4 protein-coding genes are annotated in these 7,133 nt (G+C 70.3%); 2 read left to right on the top strand and 2 right to left on the bottom strand.

The window, feature by feature from the left end; all coding sequences use genetic code 11:
* Nucleotides 1-507: 507 nt before the first annotated feature.
* On the bottom strand, nt 508-1,566 hold the full coding sequence (locus tag ACFVHI_RS36695; protein WP_380346367.1) for a helix-turn-helix domain-containing protein: 1,059 nt from the start codon (nt 1,564-1,566) through the stop codon (nt 508-510).
* Between the two features lie 110 nt (nt 1,567-1,676).
* Here ACFVHI_RS36695 and ACFVHI_RS36690 point away from each other — a divergent pair, with 110 nt between their 5' ends.
* A complete protein-coding gene (locus ACFVHI_RS36690) occupies nt 1,677-2,654 on the top strand; it encodes an alpha/beta hydrolase (protein WP_380346365.1) in 978 nt (325 codons plus the stop codon).
* 327 nt (nt 2,655-2,981) lie between these two features.
* Here the strand turns inward: ACFVHI_RS36690 and ACFVHI_RS36685 are convergent, their stop codons facing one another.
* The gene (locus ACFVHI_RS36685) at nt 2,982-5,204 is read right to left on the bottom strand and encodes a helix-turn-helix domain-containing protein (RefSeq protein WP_380346363.1); all 2,223 of its coding nucleotides are present in this window, start codon (nt 5,202-5,204) and stop codon (nt 2,982-2,984) included.
* Between the two features lie 350 nt (nt 5,205-5,554).
* Between ACFVHI_RS36685 and ACFVHI_RS36680 the strand changes: the two genes are divergently transcribed.
* Entirely contained in the window at nt 5,555-6,571 is a 1,017-nt protein-coding gene (locus ACFVHI_RS36680; protein WP_380346361.1) for a ribosome-inactivating family protein, read from the top strand.
* The last annotated feature ends 562 nt before the right edge of the window (nt 6,572-7,133 follow it).

Raw genomic sequence — 7,133 nt, 5'->3', positions numbered from 1 at the left:
TCAAGGCCAAGCGGAAGGCCATCGCGAAACTGCGGGAGATCGCCCAGCGATATCCCTGCATGTTCGCGCACTGGCGCCTCACCGTGGACGCCTCGCTGATCTGACGACCAGGACGACAAGAGCCGTGTAACGGGAGACTGTTACGCACGGTTCTGTGAGAGCCGAGGGGTGGGATTCCCCTCGGCTACTCGGCACCGGACCTGATGGTGTCTCACTCGTCTCAGGTGACAGTCGGCCGATTCGCGGCGCGCGTGGCTGGCCATGCCCGGTCTTCACCTTTCAGGGTGGATTGAGTCTCATCTGATCTGGCTGGTCTCACCGGACCCGTGACCCAGTGCATGCCCAGATTGCGGACTGCGTCGTGTTCGATGATGAGGGCAGCTGGGCGGCCAGGCGGAAGGGCGATTTCACGTTTGAGTTGATTGCCCGGTCCGAGAGTATCCAGCCGAGATCGCGCTCACGGTCTTCAACGTGGGCGCCCCGAGGACTGCCACTGCTGCTCGGCGGCTAGGGAAGGGGGCCGTTGAGGTTGAGTCGGTGGAGGGCCAGGGCAAGGTGGAGGCGTGTGCGTCCTTGCGGGGTGTCGGGGGCGAATCCGAGAGCAGCGGTCAGCTTGGGTAGGCGCGCCTGGAGTGTGGAGTGGTGCAGATGCAACGCGGTGGCCGCCTGGCGGAGGCTGTCGTGGGCTTCGAGGGCGGCCAGGGTTTCCAGTGCGCCGGTGCCGGCTCTTTCTGCCGCGCGTAGCGCGCGCACATCCTCGATCAACGCGTTGTGCGGGGAGACGTGCTCGGCCACGAGGGCCAGGCCGCCTAGGGCGTCGTAGTTGAGGTGGCGCGGACCGTGGACCTCGGCTGTCAGCCGCAACGCGGTCAGCGCTCCGTGCCATGATCGCGGCAGCCCACTGATTTCCACGGCGGGGCCCAGCCCGGCTCTTGGCCCGTGCTCAGTGCCGATGCTGGGTCCAAGGCTTGCGGTGGGCTCGGTCGTGGCGTCGACGACGATGGCGGCGGTCACGTGTCCGAGGCGAGTGCTCCACCGGTTGATCGTTGGATCATCCGGGTTTCCCAGCAGGGCCGCGACCCTGAATCTCGCCGCGGGAAGGGCGAGTCTGCGCACGGCCTGCGCGCGGGCTGCGGCTGTGGCCTCGGGTGAGAGCAGCACTTCCACGCTGGCCGGGTCGTGTGTCGCGGCCCGGCCGCGGGTTCGGTCCAAGACGATGCCCGCCCCGGCCGCGAGGCGTTCGAGAACGATGGCGTCGGTGGGCAGCGGCATGCCGGTGCGTTCGAGCCAGACCCGGCCTGCGGTCGTACCGCGTAGTGCGGTGCCGGGCCAGGAGGGAACGTGTGCCGCCGGTTCCAGCCGGTGGCCGTCGGGATGGATGCGCACCAGGACGTGCCGGTCGGGATCGGCCAGCCCTGCCGTGCAGCCCGAGAGGATGGCCCCGGCCCTGACGAAGGCATCGAGGCCGGCCCGCTGCTCGACGAGGGTGTCGAAGTAGGCGATGGCGCGCACCGCGTCCCCGGCGGCGGGATCCAGTGCCGAGAGCTGTTGGAGCAGTTCTTCCACCACTGGACCATATCCGCCATATGGCGGATGACATGAGCCATCCGGCGGTGGATCGGGCGGCGACCGGCCAGGACACTGGGGCGGCGAACCGCTGAAGGAAGGACCCGAGTATGTACTCCCGACCACCGTTCGACCCCGAGTTGGCCGCAATCCTGGCCACCTATCCGCAAGAGGTGCGAGAACTCGGCTGGCTCGGGCCGGCCGATATCCCCGCCTACCGAGAGATGAACGCGACGGTGCCCGGCGGGGCCGACGCGGCCGCGCTGCGCCGGGACGGGGCCGTCGAGATCGAGGAACGCACGGTGCCCGGTCCCGCCGGGGCGCCGGAGATCTCGCTGCTCATCATGCGTCCTACCCGCGGCGCAGGCTCACGCCCGTGCATTTACCACATCCACGGTGGCGGCATGATCTCCGGCAACAAGTGGGAGCTCTCCCACGTACTCGCCGAGTGGGTGGATGTCCTCGGCATCGTCGGGATCTCGGTGGAGTACCGGCTGGCTCCCGAGCATCCCCATCCCGCACCCGTCGAGGACTGCTATGCCGGGCTGGCGTGGGTCGCGGCCAACGCCGACGAGTTGTCCATCGACCCCGAACGGCTGATCATCTGGGGCACGAGCGCGGGTGGTGGACTGGCAGCGGCGACGGCGCTGCTGGCTCGGGACCGCGGCGGCCCGGCCCTGGCCCACCAGATGCTGCAGGCGCCGATGCTCGACGACCGCTGCCGGACCCCGTCCAGCCAGGAACTCGACGGCGAGGGATTCTGGGACCGCCGGGCCAACCTGACGGCATGGACCTGCCTGCTCGGGCAGGCCAGGGGCGGGCCCGAGGTCTCGCCCTACGCGGCTCCGGCCCGCGCGGCAGACCTGAGCGGGCTGCCCGCCACCTACATCGACACCGGCCAGGTCGACACCTTCCGGGACGAGTCCATCGACTACGCCGCGCGGCTGTCCCGGTCCGGAGTCCCGGTCGAGTTGCACGTGTGGCCGGGGGCCTGGCATGCCTTCGCCACCGCCGCGCCGCAGGCGGCCATCTCGCAACTCGCCATCGCGGCCAGAACGGCCTATCTCAAGCGCGTCCTGGACTACTGATCCGAAAATGACAGCGGATTGACTCGTCAACAGGCGTGGCGGGCCACCGGTGCAGCGGCGCGGTGGCGTTGCACCGGTTCTCTGCGCGAACTCGGGAGCGAGCCGGACGTGCCCACTTCGTTTTTCGACCACCCCCACGAACCCCGGGGTCCACGCAAGCTGACCCAGCCCCGAAAAATGCCGGGTCCGGCGGGAATCGCCTCTCCGGCGTCTCAGCCGAGCTGACGAACCACAGGTCAGCGCACCGCTTCCAACCATGATCAATGAGACCGTTCCCGTGTGCTCGGGTGCGGCGGGGGCTTCGCCGGTGCGAGGGTGTGCCGGGGTTCAGGTCCGTGTGGTGAGTCGTGCGAGTGCCGTGTCGTACCGTGCCTGGACTTCCGTGTCGGGTGTTGCGCGCAGCAGTGCGGTGAGTGCCCGTACCGCGCCGTCGTCGTAGCCAGCGGACTCCGCCTCCCGCGCGGCGAGGTCGAGTTGGGTGACGCCCTCGGTGTGGTTGCCGAGTCCCAGCAGTGCTTCTCCCTTGATGGTGAGCAGCAGGACGCGGGGGATGTCGGTGGTGTCCGGTTGGTTGCCGAGGGCCAGGGCGTGGGTCGCGGTGGTGAGGGCCTGGTGCCAGTGTCCGGCATCGGTTTGGTGGCGGGCGAGGTGCTGCATCGCCAGCCGTTCCATCCTCTGGTCGCCGGTCTCGCGTGCCAGCTCGACCGCGCGTTCGCAGCTCCTCGCGGCCTGGTCCAGGCCGCCGAGGGAGGCTTGGACCATGGCCAGCACGATCAAGGCGTTGGCCTCGGCGAACGCGTCACCGGCGCGGGCGGCGAGCGCGGAGGCCGCTTCCAGGTGGACGAGTGCTTCCGGGGTGCGCCCTTCCTCGGTCAGGACCCAGCCGAGGACGTTGAGCACCCGGGCCTCGCCGTGTTCGTCGGCGTTGGCGCGCGTGGCCGTGAGGGCGGTCTCCAGGAGCGGTACCCAGCCGTCGCGGACGCGCCACACGATCAGTGGCCACATCGTCATGACGATGCGCCAGGTCCTGTCGTGCAGTGCGGCGGCGTGCGCCGCGGCGACCGCCTGGGTGAGGTTGTTGCGCTCGGCGGCGTACCAGGCCACGGCGGCGGACCGGTCGCCGAACTCCCGCACGGCGGCCGGCGGCAGGAAGTCCGCCGGAAGTGGAAAGCAGTCCTCCGTGCCGGGCTCGGCCGCCGCGACGGCGCCGGTGGCGGTGGTGATGTAGTGGTCGAGGACGCGCTTGAGCGTGTCGGGCTGGGCGTCCAGGCCGCGGGCGTAGAGCCGCACGAGGTCGTGCATCGTCCACCGGCCGGGTGCCGTCTCGGTGAGCAGGTGCGCGACGGCCAGGCGCTCCAGGGCGCTCTCGGCGGTGGCGGGGTCGGTGTCGGCCAGGGCGGCCGCCGCGTAGCGGTCGACGTGCGTGCCCGGGTGGCGGCCGAGGGCGGCGAACAGGCGGGCGACGTGCGCCGGGAGTTGTCGCAGGGTCAGGCGCAGCGCGGCCCGCACGCCGGTGTCCTCCAGGTCCAGCAAGCTCAGCCGCCGTGTCTCGTCGGACAGTTCGGCAGCCATCGTTCCCAGGGACCAGTCGGGTCGCCCTGCCAGACGGGCTGCTGCCACCCGCAGGGCCAGCGGCAGCCCGCCGCACAGCTCGGCGAGCCGGAGCGCGGCGGCCGGCTCGGCGTGGACCCGTTCGGTGCCGAGGATCCGGGCCAGGAGCATGGTGGCGTCCTGGGGGGCGAGGACGTCCACGGCGACGGGCCGGGCGGTGTCGGTGACGATCAGTCCCGGCAGCCGGTGCCTGCTGGTGACGACGGTGACGCAGCGGTCGCCGCCGGGCAGGAGCGGCCTGACCTGTTCGGAGTCACGCGCGTTGTCGAGGACGACGAGGAGTTGGCGGTCGGCGGCCAGGGAGCGGAAGAGTGCGGCCGCGCCGTTGGCCGACTCCGGTATTCGCTCCTGCGGCACGCCCAGGGCCAGCAGGAACTCGCGCAGGACCTCGACGGCGGCAGGCTCGCCGGTGTCGCTGAAGCCGCGCAGGTCGGCGTAGAGGCGCCCGTCGGTGAGTCCCGCAGGGTCGTGGTGGGCCCAGTGCAGGACGAGGGCGGTCTTCCCGACCCCGGCGGGCCCGATGACCAGGCAGACCGGGGCCTCGCCCGCCGTGGCCCGGGTCAGGGCGGCGAGCTCAGAGGCCCGTCCGTGAAAGGCGCGCGGTGCGCGCGGCAGCAGATCGGGCGTGCTCGTGTTCAGGGTGGCCTCCGGTGCGGCGGCGGGCGGCGGGGCATCCGCCGTGCGGGCGGGGCGGGGCCGGCCCAGGCTCGCGGCCTCCTCCAGCTCCCGGGCGTCGGCCGCGTCCAGGCCCAGGGCCTTCGCCAGGGCCTGGACGGTGCGGCGCTGCGGCCCCCGGGAGCGGCCCTGCTCCAGATAGGACAGGGTACGTACGCTCACCCCCGCGGCGTGCGCCAGGTCTTCCTGGCTGAGCCCCGCCCTGCGGCGCAGACCGAACAGCAGCGTGCCGAAGGAACGGTCCGCCGGTGCGTACGAGGCCATGCTGAAGCTCTTCCCGTGTTCGACGTGGCCCCGCCGAACGCCGAACCTCAACCCGCAAAAGTATGCGGTACGTACTTTTGCGGGCGAAATTGCATGGTTGGCGCCCGCCCGCCCAGGTTGGATCTAGACCTGAGGAAGACGACCCCGGGAGCCAAACCGGGGAGTACTGCCCCTTCGCCGAGCCCTCGTCCCGCCGGGACCTGAAAGGCCCGGTGAGCGGGTAGCCGGTCGCTTCCCCGCTGTCCGTCCCGCGAGAACGCGCTGCCCCGATGCAGCGGCAGGCGCTCTCGCGGGCTCCTCGCCGCGCGCCACCACACCTGCGCGGAAGAGCTTTCAGGGAGTACCACCCGATGTACCTGCATCCGACGTCCACCATGCGCCGAGCCGGAAGGCGGCTGGCGGTGCTGCTGCTGGCCATGGCCGCCGCCTGCGGCCTGGTGAACGGCTTCGCCGCGCCCCACGCTGACGCCAACACCACCCAGCGGTGGACCGACATCGACTGGGACATGACGGGCTACGACTCCGCCGCGCGCCCCAGCTCGGCCGCCGCCAATCAGTCCGGGGAATACCGGCGTGTGGTGGACCGGATGCGCGAAATCGCCGGCCAGCCGATGGCAGGCCTCCCGAACGCCCCCTACTTCTCGGACACGACGGTCCGCGGGCGTGAAACCGCCACCAACCGCGTCATCCGGGTGCTGGTGTGGTCCAACGCTGTTACCCCCAGCAACCCCAGGGGCGAGCGGCGGGCCGATGTCGCGCTGTACTTCTCCGTCGACAACCTGTACTTCATGGGCTTCTCCTCCCACGGCCTCCACTACCGTCTCAACGCCCCCTACACCGTGCGCCTGGCGGAGGAGATGCGGGTCCGCTTCAACATGCCGACCGCTCCCTTGCTCAACACCATCAGCTCCGACGGGGGCTACGCGTCGCTGGCCGCGAACCCGACGTGGCGCGGTGACCAGCCGTACACGGCGAGCAACTTCCTGACGCACCTGAGTGCCCTGGACACCGCCACCTCGGGGAACAGGAACTCCAACGCAGTGCTTCGGGCCATGGCCTACTTCATCGGCGCCACCTCCGAGGCGGCCCGCTTCGGCTGGATCGAGAATCGCATCGCCAGCGTTCTCATCTACAACGGGGACCCGACCGAGACGGGCCGCCCGGCAAACATCGGCCGGTTCGGCACGGACCTGGAGAACAACTGGGACACCCTGTCCACGGTGGCTCACCGGAGCGCACGGGGACAGAACACCACCGCCGTGAACATCGACGGGCGCCAGTACGCGGACTGGGAGGACATCTACGGCGGCGAAAGCGCCAACCCCATCATCGTCCCCTTCCTCGCCATCCAGGGCAGCGGCCTCTGACCCACCACAACGCCACGGCGGCCGGGGCCCGATCCACCACGGACCGGGCCCCGGCCGCCGGCGGACTCCGGCGATCCGGGCCACGCAGGCCGCGGAGGCGGTGGTGGCGAGGTTGCGCAGCTGCCCGGACGCGCGCGCCTGCACGATCCCGGGCTGGGTATTTGCCTTGGGCGCCGAGTAGGGGTACTGTCAGCCAGTCGCTCGGCAGGGAGCACCGGACACGCATCGGCGCGGACGGTCCCGCGGTGGCCAATCCTTTTGAAACACCACTTCCCGGTTTCGGGCTGGGTCGCGTCTTGTCGCGGCTTGGTTCTTATTCGGCGTGTTCGTTTTATTGGATTGCGGCCGATTCGCTTTTCGGAGCGGGGATCGGCTAGAGTTTGAAACGTCGGACGGGGCGTCAAGCCGCAGAAGACATCAGCGAGTTGGATGAACGAAGCGCCGGAAACGGGGCGGAAAACATCTGGTAAGCTTGAAACACGAAAGAACGAAGCGCCCGGAGGGCCCGCTGGAAGGCGGTCCGAAGGAAGTGTCCGTTCCTTGAGAACTCAACAGCGTGCCA

The organism is Kitasatospora sp. NPDC127121 (genome assembly GCF_042677305.1).
Taxonomy (GTDB): Bacteria; Actinomycetota; Actinomycetes; order Streptomycetales; family Streptomycetaceae; genus Kitasatospora.
This window is presented reverse-complemented; position numbering and strand designations above follow the sequence as displayed.